Below are 22,543 nucleotides of genomic sequence, written 5' to 3' on the forward strand. Positions count from 1 at the left end.
GGGGAACCGGCGCAGTTTGATTAAAATGCGCGCTTTCTACCTGAGTAAACGCTTAACGAAGTGAAGGTGTAATCGCTGACGTAACGGGCACGGGGTCCGTGACACGCCAAGGAGGCGGATATGCGTCGGACTACTGCCGTTCTGCATGCTCAGCGTCCATTGCCACTGCCGCGCGGCTGGATCGTCCTTGGCGCCGCCCTTGCTGGCTGGGCTTTTTTTCTGGGCGCTTCGGCGACCATAGCCTCGCTGTTTTCCTGGCTCATCGCCGCCATCTAATCGGCGCGACACCTCTCCAACATGGTGAACCGTTCCTTAAGCCTTGCGCCTTAAGGTGAAATCCGCGCTGTGCGGAGAGTGGAATGGTTGCGTATCAGGAGTTCGTGTCGCTGTCCCAATCGCCTGACAGCGAGGAACGGGGCAGTGCGGCACATCTTTCGGCGCTAGCCTATCTCAATCATTGCGGACCTGCCGACGAGCAAGCGGCGCTCTATGCCGCGCTCATTGGTTTTCTCGACGATCCTTCGGTCAAGGTCCGCGCCGCTCTGGCGTATGGACTTCTTCATGCCAAGGAGGCGCCGCGGCCGATCATGCTCGCCCTGCTGCATGACAGCGCCATCATCGCGCGCGCCGTCTTGCAATATTCCCCCGTCCTGATCGATGCGGACCTGATCGGGCTGGTCAGGAATCTCGATGTCGCCATGTTGGTCGCGGTCAGCCAGCGCGCCAGCCTGAGCCCCAGGCTGGCGGCGGCGATTATTGCCCGTGGCCACGGCGCGGTGACGCTGCGGCTGCTGAGCCGTCACGAGGTGGCGCTGGAGCCTGGCCTGTTGGTGGACCTGGCCGCGGGGCAGGGCGACAATGCCGAAATGCGCGGCGCACTGCTGGCGCGCAAGGACCTGCCTGCGGCGGCCCGGCTGCTGCTGGTGCAAAAGGCCACCGAGGCGCTGCGTGGCGCACGGATCGTCAAGGGCGCGGTGGCGGAGGACCGGCTGAACCGCGTGCTGCGCGACAGCTGCGATACGGCGCTGTCGGCGATCGGCGAGCGGGAAGCGGTGCGTACCAGCGCTGCGGACTACGTGTCGGCCCTGATCGTCACCGATCGGGTCAATACCCGCGTGCTGCTGCATGGCGTGGTCACCGGCCATGTGATGTTCTTTGCCGAATGCCTGGCCGAACTGGCACAAACTCCGCGCGCCAAGGTGTTTGCGCTGCTCGAAAACGGCAGCCGGCCTGCACTCAATGCCCTGCTGGCACGATGCGGCCTGGGCGAGGGCGTGCGCAACCTGCTGGCCCGGCTGATCCTCCATGCCCGCTCGGCGGATCTGGCTGACGACGCTGCCGCCCGCCACTATGTGGTGACGGCCCTCACCGAAGAACTGATCGCCGAGCACGAGGGGGTGATCCCCGAAGAGCTCGAGGAAGCTTTCGCCTATCTCAGCGAGCAGAACATTCTGCTCGCGCGCAAGGCAGCACGGGGTGTCATGACGGCGTTCGCGGAAGACGCCACGGCGCCGATGGCCCTGCCGGAGGCCGAAATGCGGCTGGCGCTGCCGGCCGCATAGGCTGACGTGGGTCAGGCCCGACCGAACTCGTCCTCGATCCGGATAATGTCGTCTTCGCCGAGGTAGGAGCCGGTCTGTACTTCGATCAGTTCGAGATCGATCTTTCCGGGATTGGCGAGACGGTGGACGCAGCCCAGCGGCAGGTAGATCGACTCGTTTTCGTTGAGGACGGTGATGGTGCCGTCGAGGGTCACTTCTGCCGTGCCGCGTACCACGACCCAATGTTCGGCGCGATGATAGTGCTTTTGCAGGCTGAGCTTCTTGCCAGGCTTGACGAACAGGCGCTTGACCTGGAAGCGCTCGCCGTTCAGCACCGATGAGTAGCCGCCCCAGGGGCGATAGGCGGTGCGATGAATTTCGGTGAGGCCTGCTGTGTCCTTGTCGGATCGCAGTGTCTTGACCATCTGGCCAACCTTCTGCGCTTCGGACAGCCGCCCGACATAGATGGCATCATTGGTGGCGATGACGGCGACGTCGTCGAGGCCGCTGACCGCCACATGAGCCTGGTCGGAAATGACCAGGGAATTGGTGACATTGGCGAGTGTGACCGGCCCCTGTGTGAGGTTTTGAGCCGCGTCGCGGTCGGCATTCTTCCAGATCGCGTCCCAGCTGCCCAAGTCGGACCAGCCGAAGTCGACGGCGACGACCGCGGCCTTGTCGGTCTTTTCAAAGATGGCGTAGTCGACCGAAATATTGGGCGCGGTGGCAAAGGCTGCCTCGTCGAGGCGGATGAAATCGAGATCGGTAACCGCCTGGGCCACCGACTGCCGGGCCGCTTGCAGTGTCTGGGGCGCCAGATATTCGCATTCACGCAGGAAAGCCGCTGCGCCGATCATGAACATGCCCGAATTCCAGAAGTAGCCGCCTTCGGCCAGCATCTGGGTCGCCCTCTCAACATCGGGCTTCTCGACGAAGCGGTCGACGGGACGGGCACCGCCGCCGACCGTCGCATCTGCCTTGATGTAGCCGAAGCCGGTTTCAGGGTGTGTCGGCATAATGCCGAAGGTTACGAGCTGTCCGGCCATGGCGGCGCTGGCAGCTTCCGCTACGGCGGCCCAGTAGCCCTCGTCTACGGCCACGTCGTGGTCCGAAGGCAAAATCTGAAGGATGGCCTCGGGGCCGAAATGCGCCTTGGCATATTCGGCGACCGCGGCGATGGCGACGGCCGTGTTGCGGGCTACCGGTTCAAGCAGGATGCCAGACAGTTTCATCCCCAACTCGGCCGCCTGCTCGGCAACGATGAAGCGATAGTCGGCATTGGTGATGACGATGGCCGGCGCGTAGCGCGCGGTATCGGCGACACGCTGCAAGGCGTTCTGGAACAGGCTCGTAGGGCCAGTCAGCGGGAGGAACTGCTTGGGGCGCGCAGCGCGAGACATTGGCCAGAGCCGGGTGCCCTGGCCGCCGGCCAGGATGACCGGTACGATGATCTGGGTCATTGCAGGTTGTCCTCTTTGCGCCGAGCATACAGGCCGCTGACGGCAGGATGAATACGGCTGCGGCGCAACGGTTCCTTCCATTTTTTCAGGTGGTTAAGCTTGTCACAACGGTTGCGTCACGCTGAGACGTACGCACCGGAGCCACCACCGGGAGAGGCTTGAACTTTTTTTCCGCGCAATGGCCGCAACACGCATTTTCAGCCGCAAGGCAAAAGGCGCGGCGGCAGGAGGATGTCCGCAAGCGGGGCGGGGGGAGACAAATATGCCCGGAGCCCTGTCAGACGGGCATTTCGGGCACTTTTCGCACTTGATGGGAAGCCCATACCGGCCTTACTGACGAGCAGCAAATACCTGCATTTTCACCGTGCCGGCGGAGTATCGATCGAGTGACCACCAGTTCGTTGACGCATCTGCAAAGCCTCGAGGCCGAGAGCATCGAGATCTTGCGCGAAGTCGCTGCCAGCTTCGAACGTCCGGTGATGATGTATTCGATCGGGAAGGATTCCAGCGTCCTGCTGCATCTGGCACGGAAGGCCTTTTATCCGAGCAAAATCCCATTTCCGCTGCTGCATGTGAACACAACCTGGAAGTTCCGGGAGATGATCGCCTTCCGTGACAGCATGGCGGAAAAATATGGCTTCGACCTGATCAGCCATACCAATCCGGAGGGATTGGCCAACAACATCAATCCGTTCGACCATGGCTCGTCGCGCTACACCGACATCATGAAGACGCAGGCGCTGCGGCAGGCGCTCAATGCCGGGCGATACGACGCTGCTATCGGCGGCGCGCGGCGCGACGAGGAGAAATCCCGCGCCAAGGAGCGCATCTTCTCCCACCGCAATGCCAATCACGCCTGGGATCCGAAGAACCAGCGGCCGGAGCTCTGGCGCGTGTTCAACACCCGGCTCAATCCCGGCGAGAGCATGCGGGTGTTCCCGATCTCCAACTGGACCGAGCTGGATGTCTGGACCTACATCTACGATCAGGGGATCGAGCTCCCGTCGCTGTATTTCGCCAAGCCACGGCCAGTGGTGGAGCGTTCGGGCACGCTGATCATGGTGGATGACGAGCGCATGCCGCTCAATCCGGGCGAACAGCCGCGCGAGGAAATGGTGCGGTTCCGGACGCTTGGATGCTACCCGCTGACCGGAGCGATCCGCTCGACCGCCGCAACCCTGCCGGAAATCATCATGGAAATGCAGGCCAGCCGTACCTCCGAGCGCGAGGGCCGGTTGATCGACACCGACAGCGTCGGTTCCATGGAAAAGAAGAAGCAGGAAGGGTATTTCTGATGAACCTGCCGATGATCACGCCGGATACCGATATCGAGCTGTGGCTCGCGCAGCAGACCGAGAAGTCGCTGCTGCGTTTCCTGACCTGCGGCAGCGTCGACGACGGTAAGTCCACGCTGATCGGCCGGCTGCTCTATGACAGCCAGCTGATCCTGGACGACCAGTTGGCCAGCCTCAAGAAGGAAAGCCGCAACCGGACGACCGGGGACGAGGGCATCGACTTCTCGCTGCTGGTGGACGGCTTGGCCGCCGAGCGCGAGCAGGGCATCACCATCGACGTGGCCTATCGGTTCTTCTCGACCGACAAGCGCAAGTTCATCGTCGCCGACACGCCCGGCCACGAGCAATATACCCGCAACATGGCGACCGGCGCCTCCAATGCCGACCTGGCGCTGGTGCTGATCGATGCGCGCAAGGGCGTGCTCACACAAACCCGGCGGCACAGCTTCATCCTGTCGCTGATCGGCGTGAAGCATGTGGTGCTGGTGGTCAACAAGATCGACCTGGTCGACTATGACCAGGCGGTGTTTGACCGCATCGTGGCCGAATACAAGGCCTTCGCCGAGCCGCTGGGCTTCAAGACGCTGGCGACGATCCCCGTTTCTGCGCTGCGCGGCGATAACATCCTGGCGCCGAGCGAGAGGACGCTTTGGTATTCCGGCTCCGCGTTGGTGCCTTACCTCGAGACGATCGAGGTCAGTGAGGATCGCACTGCGGATAAGTTCCGCTTCGCGGTGCAGTGGGTCAACCGGCCCGATCTCGATTTTCGGGGCTTTTCGGGCACCGTCGCATCCGGCAGCATCGCCGTGGGTGATGATGTGCTGATCGCGTCATCGCGCAAGCCGGCAATCATCAAGCGTATCGTCACCATGGATGGCGACCTGCAGCGGGCCAATGCGGGGCAGGCGGTGACGCTGCTTGTCGACCGCGAGGTCGATATTTCGCGCGGCGATGTGCTGTCGCGCCCCGGCGAGACGCCAGATTTCTCTAACCAGTTCCAGGCTCGTCTGATCTGGATGAGCGAGGAGCCGGCCTTTCCAGGGCGTTCCTACCTCCTCAAGGTCGGCTCGCAACTGGTACCGGCGACGATCACCGACCTCAAGTTCCGCACCAATGTCAATACGTTGGAGCAGACGGCTGCCACCAAGGTTGATCTCAACGAAGTCGCTACCGTTACCATCGCGACCGACAAGCCGATCGCCTTCGATCCCTATTTCGCCAATCCGCTGACTGGCGGGTTCATTCTGGTCGACCGGCTGTCCAATGCGACGCTGGGAGCCGGGACGATCGACTATGGTCTACGCCGGGCGCAGAACCTCAGCTATCAGTCCTTTGACGTGAACCGCGACGTGCGCGCGCAGATGAAGGGGCAGAAACCCTCGATCGTCTGGTTCACCGGCCTTTCGGGGTCGGGCAAGTCGGCGGTCGCCAACTTGCTGGAAAAGCGGCTCACGGCCGAGGGGCGCCATGCCTATATCCTGGATGGCGACAACGTCCGGCACGGTCTCAACAAGGATCTCGGCTTCACCGAGGCGGCACGCGTCGAGAATATTCGCCGCGTGGCTGAAGTCGCGCGGCTCATGGCAGATGCGGGCCTGATCGTGCTGGTGTCGTTCATCTCGCCCTTCGAAAAGGAACGCCGCCTGGCGCGTGAAATTGCCGGCGACGTCGACTTTGCCGAGGTTTACGTCGATACGCCGCTGGCCGTCTGCGAAGCGCGCGACCCCAAGGGACTTTATCGGCGTGCTCGTGCCGGTGAGATCAAGAACTTCACCGGCATCGACTCTCCGTTCGAGCCGCCTGCCAACCCCGACCTGGTGCTGCATGGTGCCGAGGAAGAGCCGACCGCGCTGGCCGACAAACTGCATGACTGGCTGAAGCTGTAACGGTCAGGTCATGCCCGCAAAGACATCCTGATCGATCTCGTTCAGGGTCTTCATCAGGAGTCCCTTGAAGATGGGCTCCTTTTCGTCGCGGTGTGCGATGATCTTGGGCATCCCGTTGATGCGGCAGACCAGGGCACTGGCCAGTGCGGTCTTTATTTCAGACTGCATCAGGGCGAAGGCGCGTGCGCCGGGGCCGACGATCAGGATGTGGGACGGGTCGAACACGGCCATCATCCGGCTCAGCCCAAAGCCGACGGCACGGCCGGCCAGGTTGAAGGCATGGGTGGCCGCGCGGTCGCCGGCTTCGGCGCGAGCGATCAGGCCATCATATTCATGTTGCGGCACGGCCGGGGCAGGGGCGGCCGTTTCGGGCACGGAGTAGGCTGTACGCAACACGCCATAATCGGAAGCATAGGCCTCGATGCAGCCACGCATGCCGCAGCGGCACAGGGCGCCGTTGGGTTGGTGGTTCATGTGGCCGAATTCGGTGGCGCCTTCGTCGCCGCGGCCCATGATCTGCCCGCGAAAGGTCATGCCCATGGCAACCGTCGAGCCGACGAAGACGGTCGCGACGCTCGCATCGTGCAAAGCCGGATCGAGCCAGCGCGCCCCCTCGGCCAGCAATCGTCCGCGCTTGTGCAGGGCGACGGGCACCGCGAAGGCTTCGGCGAGCTCCGCCGCGAAGGGGCGGTTTGCCAGGTGAGCAATCGGAGACCACTTAAGGCTAAGGCCATCGCGGTCGAGGATGCCCTGCACCGAAATTGCCACGCGGCGGAGCACGCCAGCCACGCCGGGATTACGCGCCTGCAGCTGGCGCAGCCTCTGGGCGAAGAAGACCGCCGGAGGCGCCTCGGCAAAGGTGATGGGGGTGATCGGTGTTTCGATTCGATCCACGAGCACGCCACCGTAATCCACGAGGGAGAGCCGTGAACGGTTTACGTCGACCTCGAACAGTGCTGCCGCGCCGATATGGCGGTTGAAGCCGACCAGCGTCGCCGGACGGCCACGACCGCGACCGTCAGATTTTTCCTCGGACTGGAGTTCCGTGATGACCTGTTGCGCGATCAGGTCATGGGTGATTGCGGTAATGCTGGCGTGGCTCAGGCCGGTGCCGCTCGCCAGCGCGGTGCGCGAGAGCGAACCCTGCACACGCAAGGCGCCAAGCACCAGGCCCCGGTTCTGCCGCCGGACACTGTCACTATCGCTGACGTTGCGCGCCAACAACTTACTCCTCACTCCGGGACGCAACACACCACTCCTCCGCGATAATCGCAATCGGTATTTATTTCGAGTTCCGAAATTGAAGTTGACTTGTCGCGCCACGCCGTGGCACACCTTTTTTCGAGCAGTGAAATTAATGCTCAGGGCGCTGGTGGAGGGTGCCCGCTGGGGCAAAGCCACCGGCACGTATGCGGGTAGAGGACTGCCCGCCCAGGGAGGACAGACATGAACAAGTTTCTAGCGGTCTTGCTTTGCTCGACCGTCATTACCGGCACGGCCGGTATCGCCGCCTTTGCGCAGGACGGCATCACCGTCGGCGTGTCGTGGAACAACTTCCAGGAAGAACGCTGGAAGACCGACGAAGCCGCCATCAAGGCCGTGCTGGACGCCGCCGGTGCGACCTATATCTCGGCTGACGCCCAGTCTTCGGCCTCCAAGCAGCTGACGGACATCGAAAGCCTGATCTCGCAGGGCGCCGATGCCATCATCGTGCTGGCCCAGGACAGCGAAGCTGTCGGTCCCGCCGTTGCTGCGGCTGTCGCCGAAGGCATTCCGGTCATCGGCTATGATCGCCTGATCGAAAATCCAGATGCGTTCTACCTGACCTTCGACAACAAGGAAGTCGGTCGTCTCCAGGCTGCCGGCGTCGCCGCCGTCCAGCCCGAAGGCAACTATGTCTTCATCAAGGGCAACTCGGCCGATCCGAACGCCGACTTCCTGTTCGAAGGCCAGATGGAAGTGCTGCAGGCCGGCATCGATGCGGGCAAGATCGTCAACGTCGGCGAAGCCTATACCGATAACTGGAACCCGGAAGTCGCCCAGGCGAACATGGAACAGTTCCTGACCGCCAACAACAACGAAGTCGACGCCGTTGTCGCTTCGAACGACGGCACTGCCGGCGGCGCGATTGCTGCGCTGGCTGCGCAGGGCCTGGCAGGCTCGGTGCCGGTGTCGGGCCAGGACGGCGACCATGCCGCCCTCAACCGCATTGCCCTGGGCACCCAGACCGTGTCGGTCTGGAAGGACGCCCGCGAACTGGGCAAGAAGGCCGCCGAAGTGGCCCTGGAACTGGCAGGTGGCAAGGCGCTGAGCGAAGTCACCGGCGTCGTGCCTTTCGCCGGTGGCCCGAAGGGCGTGGCAATGAATGCCTTCTTCATCGCCCCCGTCGCCATCACCAAGGATAACCTCGACGTCGTCATCGACGCCGGCTGGGTTACCAAGGATGTGGTCTGCGCCGGCGTTGCCGCTGGCTCGGTTGCCGCGTGTAACTAAGACGCAAACATAATATCCTGACCAGAGGGTGCCGCGGCGTTCGCGCTGCGGCACCGTCGTGACGGGACCGCGCCGCCGCTCGTGGCGCAGCCCAGCGGGGGAGAGACCATTTTGGCAGAACAGCACGCCATTCCGACCAACATCCATCCGAGCCGGTTCGTGCAGAACCCGCTGCAGCGCTTCCTGATGGCGACCGAACTCGACACGCGCCTCCTGGGCATGATCGGCGCCTTGGCAATCATCTGGATCGGCTTCAATATCTTTTCGGGCGGCCTGTTCCTGACGCCCCGCAACCTTTGGAACCTTTCCGTCCAGACTGCCTCGGTGGCCGTGATGGTCACCGGCATGGTGCTGATCATCGTCACCCGCAATATCGACCTGTCGGTCGGCTCCATCCTGGGCCTGGTCGGCATGGTGATGGGCGTGATGCAGACCGATATCCTGCCGTCGCAACTGGGCCTGGGGCTTGGCAATCCGCTGATCTGGGTGCTGTCGCTGGTGGCTGGCCTTGTCGTGGGCGTCGGCATTGGGGCATTGCAGGGGACGATCATCGCCTATCTGCGAGTCCCGGCTTTCATCGTCACGCTGGGCGGATACCTGGTGTGGCGCGGGGCCGCCTGGTGGGTCACCATGGGGCGCACCGTGGCGCCAATGGACCCGACATTCCAGCTCATGGGCGGCGGTCCGGCCGGTTCGATCGGCCAGTTGTGGAGCTGGGTGGTGGCCGTGCTTGCCTGCGCAGCGATCCTGATCGGACTGTATTGGGGCCGTCGGCAGCGTCGCCGCTTCAATTTCCCGCTGCGCCCGGTCTGGGCGGAGGCAGCGCTGGGGGCCATCGGCTGCGGCCTTGCCATCGGGGCGGTCTGGGTGGCCAATGCCTATCCCTGGCCTCGCCGGATTGCCGAGAACTATGCCGAGGCCAATGGCATCGCCGTGCCGGAAGGTGGCCTCTTCATCTCGCATGGCATTGCCGTGCCGGTGCTGATTGCGCTGGGCGTCGGCGTCGTCATGACATTCATTGCCACCCGGACCCGCTTCGGGCGCTATGTATTCGCCATGGGCGGCAACCCTGAAGCCGCCGAACTCGCCGGCATCAATACGCGCTGGGTCACGGTCAAGATCTTCATGCTGATGGGCGCCCTCTGCGCCATCGCGGCCGCCATTTCGACCGCCCGGCTCAACGCGGCAACCAATGCGCTGGGCACGCTGGACGAGCTCTATGTCATCGCCGCGGCGGTGATCGGCGGCACGTCGCTGGCCGGCGGCGTCGGCACCATTGCCGGTGCGCTACTGGGTGCGCTGGTCATGCAGTCGCTGCAGTCGGGCATGGTGCTGATGGGCCTCGACAGCCCGCTGCAGTCCATCGTGGTCGGCGCGGTTCTCGTTTTTGCGGTGTGGCTCGACACGCTCTACCGCCGTAACAAACACTAGGGAGTCCTTGTCATGCTGGACACCAGAACGCCTCTCGTCGAGATGAACGACATCTCGATCTCCTTCGGCGGTATCCGCGCGGTGGATCGCGCCTCGATCGATCTATTCCCCGGCGAAGTCGTGGGCCTGCTCGGCCACAATGGTGCGGGCAAGTCGACGCTGATCAAGATCCTGTCGGGTGCCTATAAGCGCGATGCCGGTTCGATCCGCATCAATGGCGAAGATGCGGCCATCAACAATCCGCGCGACGCCAAGGCCTATGGCATCGAGACGATCTACCAGCAGCTGGCCGTGGCCGACAATGTCGACGCCGCTGCCAATCTGTTCCTGGGTCGCGAGATCACGACGCCGATCGGCACGCTGGACGATGCAGCAATGGAGTCGAAGGCCCGCGAAGTGATGGGCCGGCTCAACCCGAACTTCCGCCGCTTCAAGGAGCCGGTGAAGGCCCTGTCGGGCGGCCAGCGCCAGTCGGTGGCCATTGCCCGCGCCATCCTGTTCAATGCCCGCATCCTGATCATGGACGAGCCCACCGCGGCGCTCGGCCCGCAGGAAACGGCGCAGGTGGGCGATCTCATCAAGCAGCTCAAGTCCGATGGGATCGGCATTTTCCTGATCAGCCACGACATCCATGACGTCTTCGACCTTGCCGACCGCGTGGTGGTCATGAAGAACGGCCAGGTGGTGGGCAGCGCGCGCACCGCGGACGTCACCAAGGACGAAGTGCTGGGCATGATCATCCTGGGCAAGGTGCCCGCGGGTGCGACGCCCGGCCCGGGCGCCATAGCCGGGTAGCCGTTGCGCCCGCAGCGTGCGGCCACTAGGCTGCGGCGGGGGGATCATGGCGACAGGACGCAACCGGACGAAGAAACAACCCGGGCGGCGCGAAGCCATCGCGCTGCGCATCGCCGCGATGCGGTTGCCGCGGCACGGCACGTTCTTTATCGGGCTTGCCGGCGGGGTGTTGGCCTTTCTCATCGCGCTGTGGTGGTGGCCGGCCTTTGCCGCGCCGATCGGGGCCATTGCCACCTTTGTCATCTATCTCGGGCTGGTGGGTCTGATGCTGCCGGTGCTCACTCCTGGGTTCCTGCGCGCCCGCGCCGATCGGGCAGATACGCCCACGGTTCTGATTTTCGCTACGGTGGTCGCCATCGTCGGCGTCTGCTGCGTGAGCCTGTTCATGGCGCTCAATGGCAGGGACGAGGGGCCGCTGCTCAACGAGTTGGTGTTGAGTGTCGCTTCGGTGCTGCTGGGCTGGTTCACGATCCAGACCATGGCCGCGCTGCACTATGCCTACGAGTATTACGAGACCGAGGGAGGCGCGATTTCAGGCGGCCTAGACTTTCCCGAGGGCGACAATCCGGACGGGCTGGCCTTTATCTATTTCGCCTATGTGATCGGTACTGCCTTTGCGGTTTCGGACATCCGTGTCACGTCGGGCAAGATGCGCAAGATCGTACTGCTGCATTCCACCTTCGCCTATTTCTTCAATACGCTGATTGTCGCTGGTACGGTCAATGTCGTGGTCGCGGTGGGCGGCGCGTAGCGGTTGCCCTGAAGGCGGTCTGCATGCCACAGGTTGGCAAAGACCGTTCGAGGAGAATCCCCCATGAAGACCCGCGCCGCCGTAGCTTTCCAATCCGGCAAGCCGCTCGAGATCGTCGAGGTGGACCTCGATGGTCCCAAGGCGGGCGAGGTGATGATCGAGATCAAGGCGACGGGCATCTGCCACACCGACGACTTTACCCTGTCGGGCGCCGATCCCGAGGGGCTGTTTCCGGCGATCCTGGGTCATGAGGGCGCGGGCGTGGTGGTCGATGTGGGGCCCGGGGTGACCAGCCTAAGGAAGGGCGACCACGTCATTCCGCTCTACACGCCCGAATGCCGCGAATGCTATTCCTGCCGCTCTGGCAAGACCAATCTCTGCACGGCCATCCGGGCCACGCAGGGGCAGGGGCTGATGCCCGATGGCACGTCGCGCTTCTCGTTCGAAGGCAAGCCGATTCACCACTATATGGGCTGCTCGACCTTTTCGAATTTCACCGTGCTGCCCGAGATCGCGGTTGCCAAGATCGATGCCGCGGCAGCCTTCGACAAGGTCTGCTATGTCGGCTGCGGCGTCACCACCGGCATTGGTGCGGTGATCAATACCGCTAAGGTCGAGGTCGGGGCCACGGCCGTAGTGTTCGGCCTGGGCGGCATCGGGCTAAACGTGATCCAGGGCCTGCGGCTGGCCGGCGCCGACATGATCATCGGCGTCGACATCAACAATGCCAAGAAGGAGTGGGGCGAGCGTTTCGGAATGACGCATTTCGTCAATCCGACCGAGATCGAGGGCGATGTCGTGCCGTATCTGGTCAACCTCACCAAGCGGCGGGGCGACCTGATCGGCGGGGCCGACTACACGTTCGACTGCACCGGTAACACGCAGGTTATGCGTCAGGCGCTCGAATGCAGCCATCGCGGCTGGGGCAAGTCGGTAGTGATCGGCGTCGCCGGCGCGGGCAAGGAAATCTCGACCCGCCCGTTCCAACTCGTTACCGGCCGCACCTGGATGGGCACGGCGTTCGGTGGCGCCAAGGGGCGCACCGATGTGCCCAAGATCGTCGACTGGTATCTCGACGGCAAGATCGAGATCGACCCGATGATTACCCATACGCTGCGCCTCGAGGAGATCAACAAGGGCTTCGACATGATGCATTCGGGCGAAAGTATCCGCAGCGTGGTGGTGTACTGAGCCCGCCCGAGGTCGCAGCGTGATCGAGCGCGCCGACAATCTGTTTATCGTGACCGGCGCGCCAGGCGCCGGCAAGACGACCCTGCTCAATGCTGCATCGGCTGCTGGGATGGCCGTCGGCCAGGAGGCGGCGCGGGCCGTGATCCAGTCGCAGGCCGCTATTGATGGTCCTGCGGTGCAATGGCGCAACCCGGCCATGTTTGCCGAGTTGATGCTCGATCGGGATATCCAGAGCTGGCAGGCGCTGCGGACTGTGGTTGGTTCGGTACTGTGCGACCGGGGCATTCCCGACCTGGTGGCCTATGGCCGCATGCTCAAGCTGCCCCAGGCGGAGCATTTCGCCAGGGCCTCCATGCTCTACCGTTACAATGCCACTGTCTTCTTTGCGCCGCCCTGGCGGGAAATCTATGCCGACGACGCCGAGCGGACCGAGGGCTGGGAACACGCCCAGCGCATTTATGACCCTATGCGTGATGTCTATGTGGAACTGGGCTACCACATCGTCGAACTGCCCAAGGCTGATGTCGCCGAACGGCTGGCCTTCGTGAGGGAAGTCATCGCCCATGCCTGATCCCACCATTTTCGTCGATGCCGATGCCTGTCCGGTCAAGGAAGAGGCGATGCGGGTGGCCGAGCGACTGGGGCTGGTGGTGATGCTGGTGAGCAATGGCGGCATCAGGCCATCGCGCGACCCGATGATCAGGGTGGTGGTGGTGCCGGCGGGAGCCGACGCAGCCGATGACTGGATCGTCGAAAATGCCGTGGCCAACGACATCGTGCTGACCGCAGACATCCCGCTGGCCAGCCGCGCCATCGACAAGGGTTGCCACGTGCTGGGTTTTACCGGCAAGCCGTTCACGCCCGCATCCATTGGCATGGCGCTGGCAATGCGCGACCTCAAGCAGCATCTGCGGGAGACCGGCGAGATCAAGGGCTACAATGCCGGCTTCCGGCCGGCGGATCGCTCAGCTTTCCTCAGCGCGCTCGACACGCTGGGGCGTAGGGCTAAATCATTGGCGAGTAAGTAGTTCTTAAGCATTCGCGAGGGGAATGTTAACCATAATCGCTGAAAACTGGGCGCAGTTGTAATGGCGCTGAGTTCAGTCCCGTGTCGCTTTCGCGTTTTGTTATGAGTCTTGTGATTGCGGGCGTTGCACTGGCCGGATGTGCGAAGCCGCCAGCCTCCCAGGCGCTATCGCCGCAACTTGCCGGCACGTCGCCACTCATCACCAACAGCATTCTGCCGGCCTCGCAGCCGATTACCCAACAGCCAATGCCGCAGCGCATTTTTTCCGGCGGACACCTGGCCGGGCGCACCCTCGCCGTCGCCTCAACGGCGGACATCGTGCTGCGACCGGGTGAAGTCGTCCTGACATTCGACGACGGCCCGCGCGCGGGCAAGACACCTTCCATTCTGGCCACGCTCGACGATTTTGGGGTCAAGGCAACGTTCCTGATGCTGGGCTCGGCAGCGCAGGCCAATCCCGGGCTGGCCCAGCAGGTCGCATCCAGCGGCCATACCGTGGGCAGCCACACCTTCAGCCATGTCGACCTCGGCAATCTCAGCCGGCAGGCGGCGCTGGATGAAATTGCCAAGGGCGAGCGTGCGGTGCGGCTGGCGTTGGCAGGCGGCGGCCAGACGCTCTCGCCCTTCTTCCGCTTTCCCTACCTGTCGCAAACGGGGTTCCTGCGCACCAACCTGATCCAGGGCAGCATGGTGGTGCTCGACGTCGATATCGACAGCAAGGACTACTACAAGGACAGCCCGGCAACGATCGTGTCGCGCACGATGGACCGCCTGGAGGCGCGCGGCAGCGGTATCATCCTGTTCCACGATATCCATCAGCGCACGGTCGACACGTTGCCGCTGTTCCTGGCGCAACTGGAAGAGAAGGGCTACACGGTGGTGCGGCTCGTGCCCAAGGACAACGGCGTCTTCGGCCGTGACCTGATTACGGCCGATGGACCATTGCTGCGCGGCACGCTTTAGGTCGTTCAGCCGAAAAGCAGGTCGTCAACGAAGCGGTTGCGGAACTTGCCGCCAGGGTCGAGCCGATTGGCCAGTGCCACGAAATCCGGCAATCGCGGGTAGCGGGCTCGGACCATATCGGCGGGCAGGGTGAACACTTTGGCCCAATGTGGTCGCGGTGCGAATGGCGCCAGGGCCTCTTCCACGCAGCGCACGGCGTCAAGGGTGCGCTCCCATTCCGGCTTCCAGGTGAAATGAAAGCCGACGGCGTCCTGACCCTGTGCCGTGCTCAGCCATAGCGTGTCGCTGGCTATGGTGCGGATTTCAGAGGCAAACAGGGCGGGCGCAAAACGTGCCTGAACCGCGCGCAAGGCCTGGATCGCCTGGGTGGCGACCGTCCGGGAAACGAAATGCTCCGACTGCAGTTCGGCGCCGGCCGAGGCAAGAAAGCCGATTGGAAAGTGAAGCAGGCGTTCATGCCAGGGGCCGGCCACGCCCATCTGTGGTGTGCAATTGCCAGGATCCATGCCGGGGAGCGGGTGTCTAGGGGCATCGGCAGCGGGCGCGCCGAACAGCGTTTCAGAAGGCTCGCCAGCCGTCGCCAGCGCCTTGACCCAGACCTGATCGATGTGATCACCCTGCCAACGGGTGAACAGGCTCACACTATAGGCGGCGCCGGTAACGGCATCGAAATTGGCCAGCAGGGTTTCGAGCGGCAAGTCGAGATAAACCGTCTGGCGGATATCGAAGGCCGGAACGACATCGAGCGTCAGCGCACTGACTACGCCCAGGGCGCCGAGACTTACCGCCATGCCATCGAAATCGGCGTCGCCGCGCTGCCGGCGGATGATCTCGCCATTGGCCGTGACGAGTTCCAGCCCGGCGACGGCGGCAGCGAGGTTGCTGTTGCCATTGCCGGAGCCGTGTGTCGCCGTGCTTACGGCGCCGGCCACGGTTATATGCGGCAGCGATGCCAGGTTCTCCAGCGCGTAGCCGGCCGCGTGCAGCGCGGGCAGGAGTTGGGCATAGGTCGTGCCGCCCTCGATGGTTACGGTGCGGGCGGCATGGTCGATCTTGCGAATGCCGGTGAGCGCGGCCAGCGAGATCAACACGCCATCGGTGTCGGCGATGGGGTTGAATGAATGTCCGGAGCCGAGCACCCTGGCCTTGTCCGCGCGGTGCAGGACGTCCTGCAACTCCTCGACGCTGGCCGGGCGCTCGACGTGTCCCGTGCTGAAGACGATGTTGCCGGCCCAGTTCTGCGGTCGATCGGCCATGTTCGCGTCAATCGTCCTCATCGTCTTCTTCGACGTCGGTCAGGTAGACCGATACCTCAATGTCGATACCGCAACCGGCGATCGCTGCCGCGGCATGGGCCGGCAGTCGGGCCGACATGGCCTCGCCATGCTCGGGATAGTCGAATGCGATATCGAGTACCGCCTTGCCGATGCGGCGATCCTCGAGCATGGCCGAGATGGCGGCGCCAGAGCGTTCTGCCAGTTCCAGCAGGGCGCGGACCGGATTTTTGGTCGGTATATCGACCTGGGCGTAGAAGCTGCCTTCGGCGTCTTCGGCTTCATAGCGACTGGTCAGCTGCTTGAGGGCGGCATCAAGGTCGTACTGGCCGACGGTAACGCCCGACAGGCGCAGCGCCATGGCGAAGGGCTCGAACTGGCTCATCAGGATCGTCCTGCGGTGGCCGCGAACAGCGCGATGGCGGCGGCGTTGGAAACGTTCAGCGATTTGATCGGCCCGGGCATGTCGAGCTTGACCATCTCGTCGCAGAGTTCGCGGGTGCGCTGGCGCAGGCCCTTGCCCTCGGCACCCATGACGATGGCCAGAGGTTGATCGCCCGAGCGCGGCTTGAGCTGATGTTCCGATTCAGAATCAAAGCCCAGTACTAACATGCCGCGGGACTTGAGCTTTTCCAGTGCATCACCGAGGTTGCGCACCTCGATCATCGGCACCAGGTCCAGCGCGCCGGAGGCCGATTTGGCCATGACGCCGGTCTCGCGGGGCGAGTGGCGGGCGGTGGTGATGACGGCATCGGCGCCGAAGGCGCAGGCAGTGCGCAGGATCGCGCCGACATTGTGCGGGTCGGTTATCTGGTCGAGCACCACGACGAGCTTCAGCGGCTTGATGTCATCGAGCCCGAAGCGGCTGACCGGATCGACCTCGAGGGCTGCACCCTGGTGCACGGCGTCGGCACCCAGCAGCCGGTCGAGCTCCTTGGGCGTGGTCTCCTGGACCTGTACCTTGCCGATTTCGCCGGTTTCCTTGAGCCGCATCAGCGCGTTTGGCGTGGCCAGCAACACTTTCTTGATGCGGTTCTTGTTGTCCAGCGCGGCGCGTACCGTATGCAGGCCATAGAGATAGACCGGCCCGGTATCGGGATCGTATTTCGGCTTGGGCGGAAACTTGTTGAAGCTCATGGGGGAGGCGTATCGCCTTTGCACCGGGGCGGCAAGCGTTAGGGCACGGGCGCCGCTGCATGGGCCGTCAGGGTCGAGATGAAGCGCTTGGTCCGGTCCTGCATTGGGGCAGCGAATACCTGCCGGGCCGGACCGGCTTCGACGATCTCGCCCGCGTCCAGATAGACCACGTTGCTGGCAATGGTCGCGGCGAGACGCAGGTCGTGGGTTGCCATCAGCATGGTGGTGCCGTCGCGGGCAAGCTGGGCCAGGACCTCGACGACCTCGGTGGCCAGTTGTGGATCGAGCGCCGAGGTCGGCTCGTCGCAGAGCAGGACCTTCGGCGAGGGTGCAAGGGCCCGGGCAATGGCGACGCGTTGCTGCTGGCCGCCCGACAGGTTGGCAGGCCAGGCATCCGCCTTGGCGCTCATGCCCACGGTCGCGAGCAGTTCGAGCGCCCGCTGGCGCGCCCTGTCGCGCGGCCATTTAAGCACGGTGACGAGGCCCTCCATGACATTCTCCACCGCCGTCAGGTGGGGAAAGAGCTGGAAATTCTGGAAGATCATGCCGGTCTTGCGGCGCAGGGCCAGCACGGCATCGCGACTGATCTGGGTACCCGGGCTGAATTCGGCGCTGGCATCGTCGATGCGGATGCGCCCCGATTGAGGCTTTTCAAGCAAGTTGACGCAGCGCAGCAGCGTGCTCTTACCGCTGCCGGAGGCGCCGATCAATGCGGTGACGCCGCCCTCGGGCACGACCAGGCTTACGCCCTTGAGCACATGGTTGTCGGCAAAGCTTTTGTGGATATTTTCGAGTGCAATCATGATCCGGCCTCGATGAAGCCGCCGTAGCGCGAAAAACGCTTCTCGACGCGGGCCTGCAGGCTCGAGAGAACCGAGCTCACCACCAGGTAGATCAGGGCTACCTCGACATAGAGGATCAGCGGTTCATAGGTGGTGGCGACGATGCGCTGCCCGGCGCGGAACAGCTCTGGCACCGTGATCGCGGCGGCAAGAGAGGTGTCCTTGACCAGTGAGATGAAGGTATTAGACAGCGGCGGCACGGCGACCCGGGTCGCCTGCGGCAGGATGGTGCGACGCATGGCCTGGGCCCAGGTCATGCCGATGGAATAGGCAGCCTCCCATTGTCCCTTGGGAACGGAGACCAGCACGGCGCGGATGATCTCGGAGGTGTAGGCGCCGACATTGAGCGTGAAGCCGATCAACGCGGCCGGAAACGCGTCGAGCACGATGCCGACGCTGGGCAGTCCATAAAAGATCAGGAACAGCTGTACCAGCAGCGGCGTGCCGCGGATGATCCAGACATAGAAGCGCACGATGGCTGCGATGGGCGCCGGTGCGAAGAGCCGTGTAATGGCCGCGATGAAGCCCACGGCGAGGCCAAGGACGAAGGACAGAAGCGTGAGCGGTACCGTGAAGACAAGGCAGGCCCACAACAGGGAGGGCAGCGAGTCGATCATCAGGGACAGCCAGGGCGGCATCAGGCGATTCCGTAAAACAAGGATCGGCCGAACGTGTCGGCCGATCCATCTAAGCCAGTCGGCAGCGCGATACTACTGCGAGACGTCCTCGCCGAAGTATTTCTGCGAAATTTCAGCGTAGGTGCCATCTTCCTTGATCGAGGCAAGAGCCTCGTTGATGGCGGCCAGCAGTTCAGGCTTGCCCTTGGCCAGCAACACGCCGGAGAAATCGGCATCGGCTTCGGTCGCGACGATCTTCACATCGGCATCGGGCTGCTGCTTCTTGAAGTCGAAGAAGGACAGGCTGTCATTGATGGTGGCGTCGGCGCGGCCCTGCACGACCAGGGCAATCGACTGGTCGAAGCCTTCGGTGGGGACCAGTTCGGCGCCATAGCCTTCGGCCAGCTTGCCATAGTTGCTGGTCAGCGTCTGTGCAGCCTTCTTGCCGGAGAGGCTCTCGAAGCTGGTGATGTCGGTGTTGTCGCCACGGACCACCAGGGCAGCCTTGGAGGCAATATAGGGCTCGGAGAAATCGTACTTGGCCTGGCGCTCTTCGTTGATGCCAACCTGGTTGATCACGACGTCATAGCGGTTGGCGTCGATACCCGCGATCAGGCCATCCCATGGCCCCTCGACGAATTCGGCTTCCACGCCAAGGCGCTCGGCGATGGCGCGACCGATCTCGACGTCGAAGCCGACCAGTGCACCGGTATCATCGTGGTAAGTAAAAGGCGCGTAGGTGCCTTCCGTGCCGATGCGCAGGGCGCCAGCTTCCTTGATCTGGTCCAGGGCCGACTGGGCCAGAGCCGGGGTAGCGGCAACGGCCACGATGCCCAGTGCGAGCAACAGCTTCGAGAATTTCATTGGTGTCTCCATATTCGACCGGTCACCTCTCGCGGGCCGGAATTGAGGTGGAAATTGCGCCTGGCGACGGACGCTTTCAACCACTTGGATGGATGTTTTTCTCCGGCCCGACATGCCGATAGCGGCTTGCTCGATTTTGACCGTTCCGGAGCGGGCGCTTCCCGGAATTGGGGCTGGGGCGAATTGCGCACCGGAACCAAGTATGGGGGCGGGCGATTGCATAGCCATAGTCTTTCAGGACAGGAGACAGCTATGAGCTTTCCCATTGATCCGAGCCAGCGCCAGCCAAAGGGCGACCACAATCGACGCCTTGCCCTTGGGCTCGACCCTGACGAGTTTGCGCGCGAGGCTGGCGTGACCACCGAAGAACTTCGGGACTACGAGCGCACCAGTCCCGATCATGACTTCGACCTCGAGGTCGCGCGCCGAGTTGGATTTACGTTGGAGCGGCTGGAGGCCAATCCGCCGCCAACCCAGAAAGTGGTGACCTGACATGGGTACGGAAAAGTCGAAGCCGGCGCCGCTGGAAACCGAGCCCGGCGAACAGAAAGACGACAACATCGACGACCTGGGTCGCAAGCAGGATGGAACCAAGCTGGAGCAACCCGGCAAGACCAAGCCATCCAAGACCTGAGCCTAGTCGACTGCGTGTGTCCACTCCGTTCGCTCGCAGTTGGCACAGGCGTCGGAACCCTGGTGCGCGGCGCCACAGGTGATGCAGACCAGTTTAGCGCCGCCTTCGGCCGCGCGCGGTGATACCAGTTCAGGCGGCTCGATTTGCGGCGGCGGCACGATGGGCAGTCCCGCACCATGGTCCTTGCTGAACTTGAAGACGGTGACCTTGCCGTCTTTCTCGATATAGGCGCGCCGCACTTCCCCAAGCTGTTCGATGCCATTTTCGCGCAGTTCCTGAAACAGCTCCTGCCGGCTGATCGACGCCTGGTCGAGAAAGTCGCGCACCACTACCCCATCGCGCACGGCCTCGCGCGGCTCCCCGTCGAGGAAATGCTCAGCGGGCGCGCTCTTTGCAATCACGACGTCCAGAAGCTTGTTTGCGACCACGACCAGCGTCACGACCAGCATGGCGTGGATGAGCGGTACATCTGCGTAGAACATCGCGTCGCCGACAGCCGAGCCCAGCGCGATGACGAGCAGAAATTCGACGGTCGACAATTGGCCGACGGTACGGCTGCCCAGCCAGCGCAGCAGCAGCAGGGTGTACCCATAGATAATGGCCGTGCGTATCGCGATTTCGAGCAGGAAAAGCGGCGACTCATCCCCAAACAACATGCGCTTCAAGTCGAGCGCCATAATGGCCTGATCCATGGCTAACTCCGCTTGGTCGATGTCCACGCCAGCTGCGCAAGTTCCGGGCCGAACCGTTCGACGAACGCCCGCTGGTTGCGCCCTACATTGTGCAGGTAGATGTGATCGACGCCCAACTCCATCAATTCTCCAAGCCAACCGAGATGTCGAGACACATCGGAGGATACCTTGAGGCAGCGGGCGAGGTCATCAGGACCGGCCAACTTGCCGATGCTGTCGAAATCAGCAGGGCGGCGAAGGTCCCAGTTCACCTCGCCGCCGGCGATGACAGGTCCCCATTGATCTAGCGCCTGGCCGAGGGCTTCGTCCTCGGTTTCCGCCCAGCTCAAGGCGTGCTGCAAGTAGATGGGCTTGCTATCACCCGCCACCTTCCTGAAGGCCGCGACGACCTCCCGCGTTGCGGCGATGTCTCCTCCGGAAGCCGTCAGCAGGCCATCCGCCCAGCCTGCCACGAAAGCCGCAGTTTGCGGCGTGATGGCAGCGCCAAACAGGGGCACCGGACGCTCCGGCCGGGAGTAAAGTTTGGCCTCGACCACGGTGATGCGGCCGCGATGAGTGACGGTTTCTCCGTCAAACAGGGCTCTCATAACCGCTGCGCATTCGGCCAGCCGGGCGTTGCGCTCCGCTTTTTCGGGCCAGGCGTCGCCGGTAATGGCCTCGTTGATGGCCTCCCCGCTGCCCAGCGCAAGCCACAGCCGATCGGGAAACATTTCTGCGCAGGTCGCGGCCGCCTGGGCCAGCACTGCGGGATGATAGCGGTAGCCTGGAGCGGAAATAGCGCCGAAGGGCAGGGTTGTCGCCTGCATCGCAGCGCCCAGCCACGACCAGGCAAAGCCGGATTGACCCTGCCTTTCGCTCCACGGATGGAAGTGGTCGGACGTCTTGATCGCCTGGAAGCCGGCCTGTTCGGCCAGAATGGCAAGGTCCCGCAGGGCGCTGGGAGCGAACTGCTCGTGCGAGGCGTGGAAGCCGATCGTCGTCATGAAGCGTATCTCAATTCGTCGAGGAGGTCCTGGGTGGTGCAGGTGACGAGCTGCAAGCCAAAGCGGCTTTCGAACACCCGCAGCATGGCGTCATGGGTTTCATCGGCAGAGCCGAAGACCGCATCGGTGGGCAGAACAACGCGGAAGCCATGGTCTATGGCGCCGAGCACGGCTGCGGTCACGCAGATATCGGTCTCGCCGCCGGAGACAATGATGGTATCGATTTCGGCGCCGCGCAGCGCGCCCACGAGATCGGCATTGAACCAAGGGGAGTAGACGGGCTTGTCGACGACACGGGCGGGCGGCACATAGCGTGCGAGGCTGGGAACCAGCTCCAGCAGTTCTGGCGGCAGCCGGCTTCGCGTCATCGAAGCCCATTTGCGATAGTAGTCCCGCCACGCCCCGACCGCCTCTTCGGCCGAGGCCGGCGGAATGAAGCGGGTGAAGATGGTCCGTGCCGGCAGGCGATCCACGATCGCTTCGATGGCCGGCAGGATGCAGAGCAGCCACGGCGCGTGCCACTCGGTCGGCTCGGCAAACATGCGCTGCATGTCGATGCAAAGATGTGCCGTGTGTGTCCCGGTCAACTCGCCCATGGAACCCTCGCCCACCGGCCGCAACGGCTCGGGTGTGCGGGAAATGGCCGTCGCCAAAATCGGTTCCGAGC

General features: G+C 63.5%; 25 protein-coding genes. 14 read left to right on the top strand and 11 right to left on the bottom strand.

The features are described from left to right. Nucleotides 1–120 precede the first annotated feature (120 nt). On the top strand, nt 121–276 hold the full coding sequence (locus JI749_RS10480) for a hypothetical protein (RefSeq protein ID WP_201653204.1): 156 nt from the start codon (nt 121–123) through the stop codon (nt 274–276). An 83-nt stretch (nt 277–359) separates the two neighbouring features. Continuing rightward, the gene (locus JI749_RS10485; protein WP_201653207.1) at nt 360–1,562 is read left to right on the top strand and encodes a DUF2336 domain-containing protein; all 1,203 of its coding nucleotides are present in this window, start codon (nt 360–362) and stop codon (nt 1,560–1,562) included. Nucleotides 1,563–1,573: 11 nt separating this feature from the next. On the opposite strand, the gene JI749_RS10490 is transcribed toward JI749_RS10485, so the two are convergent. Then, nucleotides 1,574–3,001, bottom strand: coding sequence for a mannose-1-phosphate guanylyltransferase/mannose-6-phosphate isomerase (locus tag JI749_RS10490; protein ID WP_201653210.1), 1,428 nt, complete (start codon nt 2,999–3,001; stop codon nt 1,574–1,576). Between the two features lie 386 nt (nt 3,002–3,387). Here JI749_RS10490 and cysD point away from each other — a divergent pair, with 386 nt between their 5' ends. Together cysD and cysN are read left to right on the top strand one after the other, a co-directional pair. Further along, nucleotides 3,388–4,296, top strand: coding sequence for a sulfate adenylyltransferase subunit CysD (gene cysD, locus JI749_RS10495; protein WP_201653212.1), 909 nt, complete (start codon nt 3,388–3,390; stop codon nt 4,294–4,296). Further along, nucleotides 4,296–6,182, top strand: coding sequence for a sulfate adenylyltransferase subunit CysN (gene cysN, locus JI749_RS10500; RefSeq protein WP_201653216.1), 1,887 nt, complete (start codon nt 4,296–4,298; stop codon nt 6,180–6,182). The genes cysD and cysN overlap by 1 nt, the downstream gene beginning before the upstream one ends. Before the next feature lie 3 nt (nt 6,183–6,185). Here cysN and JI749_RS10505 read toward each other — a convergent pair whose 3' ends face one another. Beyond that, the gene (locus JI749_RS10505; protein ID WP_201653219.1) at nt 6,186–7,403 is read right to left on the bottom strand and encodes an ROK family protein; all 1,218 of its coding nucleotides are present in this window, start codon (nt 7,401–7,403) and stop codon (nt 6,186–6,188) included. 225 nt (nt 7,404–7,628) lie between these two features. Here JI749_RS10505 and xylF point away from each other — a divergent pair, with 225 nt between their 5' ends. From xylF to JI749_RS10545, 8 genes are all read left to right on the top strand, one after another. Then, entirely contained in the window at nt 7,629–8,675 is a 1,047-nt protein-coding gene (xylF, locus tag JI749_RS10510; RefSeq protein WP_201653222.1) for a D-xylose ABC transporter substrate-binding protein, read from the top strand. A gap of 129 nt (nt 8,676–8,804) precedes the next feature. Next, nucleotides 8,805–10,106 (top strand): sugar ABC transporter permease, encoded by a 1,302-nt coding sequence (locus JI749_RS10515; RefSeq protein WP_233280927.1) that lies wholly within the window; start codon nt 8,805–8,807, stop codon nt 10,104–10,106. 12 nt (nt 10,107–10,118) lie between these two features. Continuing rightward, entirely contained in the window at nt 10,119–10,901 is a 783-nt protein-coding gene (locus tag JI749_RS10520; RefSeq protein WP_201653225.1) for an ATP-binding cassette domain-containing protein, read from the top strand. A 46-nt stretch (nt 10,902–10,947) separates the two neighbouring features. Then, nucleotides 10,948–11,652, top strand: a complete 705-nt coding sequence (locus JI749_RS10525; protein WP_201653228.1) for a DUF1345 domain-containing protein — start codon at nt 10,948–10,950, stop codon at nt 11,650–11,652. Between the two features lie 63 nt (nt 11,653–11,715). Next, nucleotides 11,716–12,843, top strand: coding sequence for an S-(hydroxymethyl)glutathione dehydrogenase/class III alcohol dehydrogenase (locus JI749_RS10530; RefSeq protein ID WP_201653231.1), 1,128 nt, complete (start codon nt 11,716–11,718; stop codon nt 12,841–12,843). Between the two features lie 19 nt (nt 12,844–12,862). Beyond that, a complete protein-coding gene (locus JI749_RS10535) occupies nt 12,863–13,414 on the top strand; it encodes an AAA family ATPase (protein WP_201653234.1) in 552 nt (183 codons plus the stop codon). Then, nucleotides 13,407–13,871, top strand: coding sequence for a YaiI/YqxD family protein (locus JI749_RS10540; protein ID WP_201653238.1), 465 nt, complete (start codon nt 13,407–13,409; stop codon nt 13,869–13,871). Before JI749_RS10535 ends, JI749_RS10540 begins: the two co-directional genes overlap by 8 nt. 245 nt (nt 13,872–14,116) lie before the next feature. Then, a complete protein-coding gene (locus JI749_RS10545; protein WP_201653241.1) occupies nt 14,117–14,833 on the top strand; it encodes a polysaccharide deacetylase family protein in 717 nt (238 codons plus the stop codon). A 5-nt stretch (nt 14,834–14,838) separates the two neighbouring features. On the opposite strand, the gene JI749_RS10550 is transcribed toward JI749_RS10545, so the two are convergent. From JI749_RS10550 to JI749_RS10575, 6 genes are all read right to left on the bottom strand, one after another. Beyond that, on the bottom strand, nt 14,839–16,110 hold the full coding sequence (locus JI749_RS10550) for an FAD-binding protein (protein WP_233280731.1): 1,272 nt from the start codon (nt 16,108–16,110) through the stop codon (nt 14,839–14,841). Further along, entirely contained in the window at nt 16,097–16,492 is a 396-nt protein-coding gene (locus JI749_RS10555; RefSeq protein WP_201653244.1) for a hypothetical protein, read from the bottom strand. The genes JI749_RS10550 and JI749_RS10555 overlap by 14 nt, the downstream gene beginning before the upstream one ends. Then, a complete protein-coding gene (gene rlmB / locus JI749_RS10560) occupies nt 16,492–17,244 on the bottom strand; it encodes a 23S rRNA (guanosine(2251)-2'-O)-methyltransferase RlmB (protein WP_201653247.1) in 753 nt (250 codons plus the stop codon). The genes JI749_RS10555 and rlmB overlap by 1 nt, the downstream gene beginning before the upstream one ends. A 38-nt stretch (nt 17,245–17,282) precedes the next feature. Next, complete coding sequence (locus JI749_RS10565) at nt 17,283–18,047, bottom strand: amino acid ABC transporter ATP-binding protein (RefSeq protein ID WP_201653250.1); 765 nt, start codon at nt 18,045–18,047, stop codon at nt 17,283–17,285. Next, entirely contained in the window at nt 18,044–18,724 is a 681-nt protein-coding gene (locus JI749_RS10570) for an amino acid ABC transporter permease (RefSeq protein ID WP_201653253.1), read from the bottom strand. The genes JI749_RS10565 and JI749_RS10570 overlap by 4 nt, the downstream gene beginning before the upstream one ends. A 72-nt stretch (nt 18,725–18,796) precedes the next feature. Next, the gene (locus JI749_RS10575) at nt 18,797–19,567 is read right to left on the bottom strand and encodes an amino acid ABC transporter substrate-binding protein (RefSeq protein WP_201653256.1); all 771 of its coding nucleotides are present in this window, start codon (nt 19,565–19,567) and stop codon (nt 18,797–18,799) included. 252 nt (nt 19,568–19,819) lie between these two features. Here JI749_RS10575 and JI749_RS10580 point away from each other — a divergent pair, with 252 nt between their 5' ends. Beyond that, a complete protein-coding gene (locus JI749_RS10580) occupies nt 19,820–20,059 on the top strand; it encodes a hypothetical protein (RefSeq protein ID WP_201653259.1) in 240 nt (79 codons plus the stop codon). 1 nt (nt 20,060) lies between these two features. Further along, nucleotides 20,061–20,201 (top strand): hypothetical protein, encoded by a 141-nt coding sequence (locus tag JI749_RS10585; RefSeq protein WP_201653262.1) that lies wholly within the window; start codon nt 20,061–20,063, stop codon nt 20,199–20,201. A 2-nt stretch (nt 20,202–20,203) separates the two neighbouring features. Here JI749_RS10585 and JI749_RS10590 read toward each other — a convergent pair whose 3' ends face one another. The 3 genes from JI749_RS10590 to JI749_RS10600 are packed head-to-tail and all read right to left on the bottom strand — an operon-like array spanning nt 20,204 to nt 22,472. Further along, the gene (locus JI749_RS10590; RefSeq protein ID WP_201653265.1) at nt 20,204–20,893 is read right to left on the bottom strand and encodes a DUF421 domain-containing protein; all 690 of its coding nucleotides are present in this window, start codon (nt 20,891–20,893) and stop codon (nt 20,204–20,206) included. Between the two features lie 2 nt (nt 20,894–20,895). Continuing rightward, nucleotides 20,896–21,876: a TIGR03885 family FMN-dependent LLM class oxidoreductase gene (locus JI749_RS10595; protein WP_201653268.1), complete on the bottom strand. Its 981-nt coding sequence runs from the start codon at nt 21,874–21,876 to the stop codon at nt 20,896–20,898. Continuing rightward, nucleotides 21,873–22,472 (bottom strand): cysteine hydrolase family protein, encoded by a 600-nt coding sequence (locus JI749_RS10600; protein WP_201653271.1) that lies wholly within the window; start codon nt 22,470–22,472, stop codon nt 21,873–21,875. The genes JI749_RS10595 and JI749_RS10600 overlap by 4 nt, the downstream gene beginning before the upstream one ends. Nucleotides 22,473–22,543 lie beyond the last annotated feature (71 nt).

Source organism: Devosia oryziradicis, from assembly GCF_016698645.1.
In the GTDB taxonomy this organism is placed as follows: domain Bacteria; phylum Pseudomonadota; class Alphaproteobacteria; order Rhizobiales; family Devosiaceae; genus Devosia; species Devosia oryziradicis.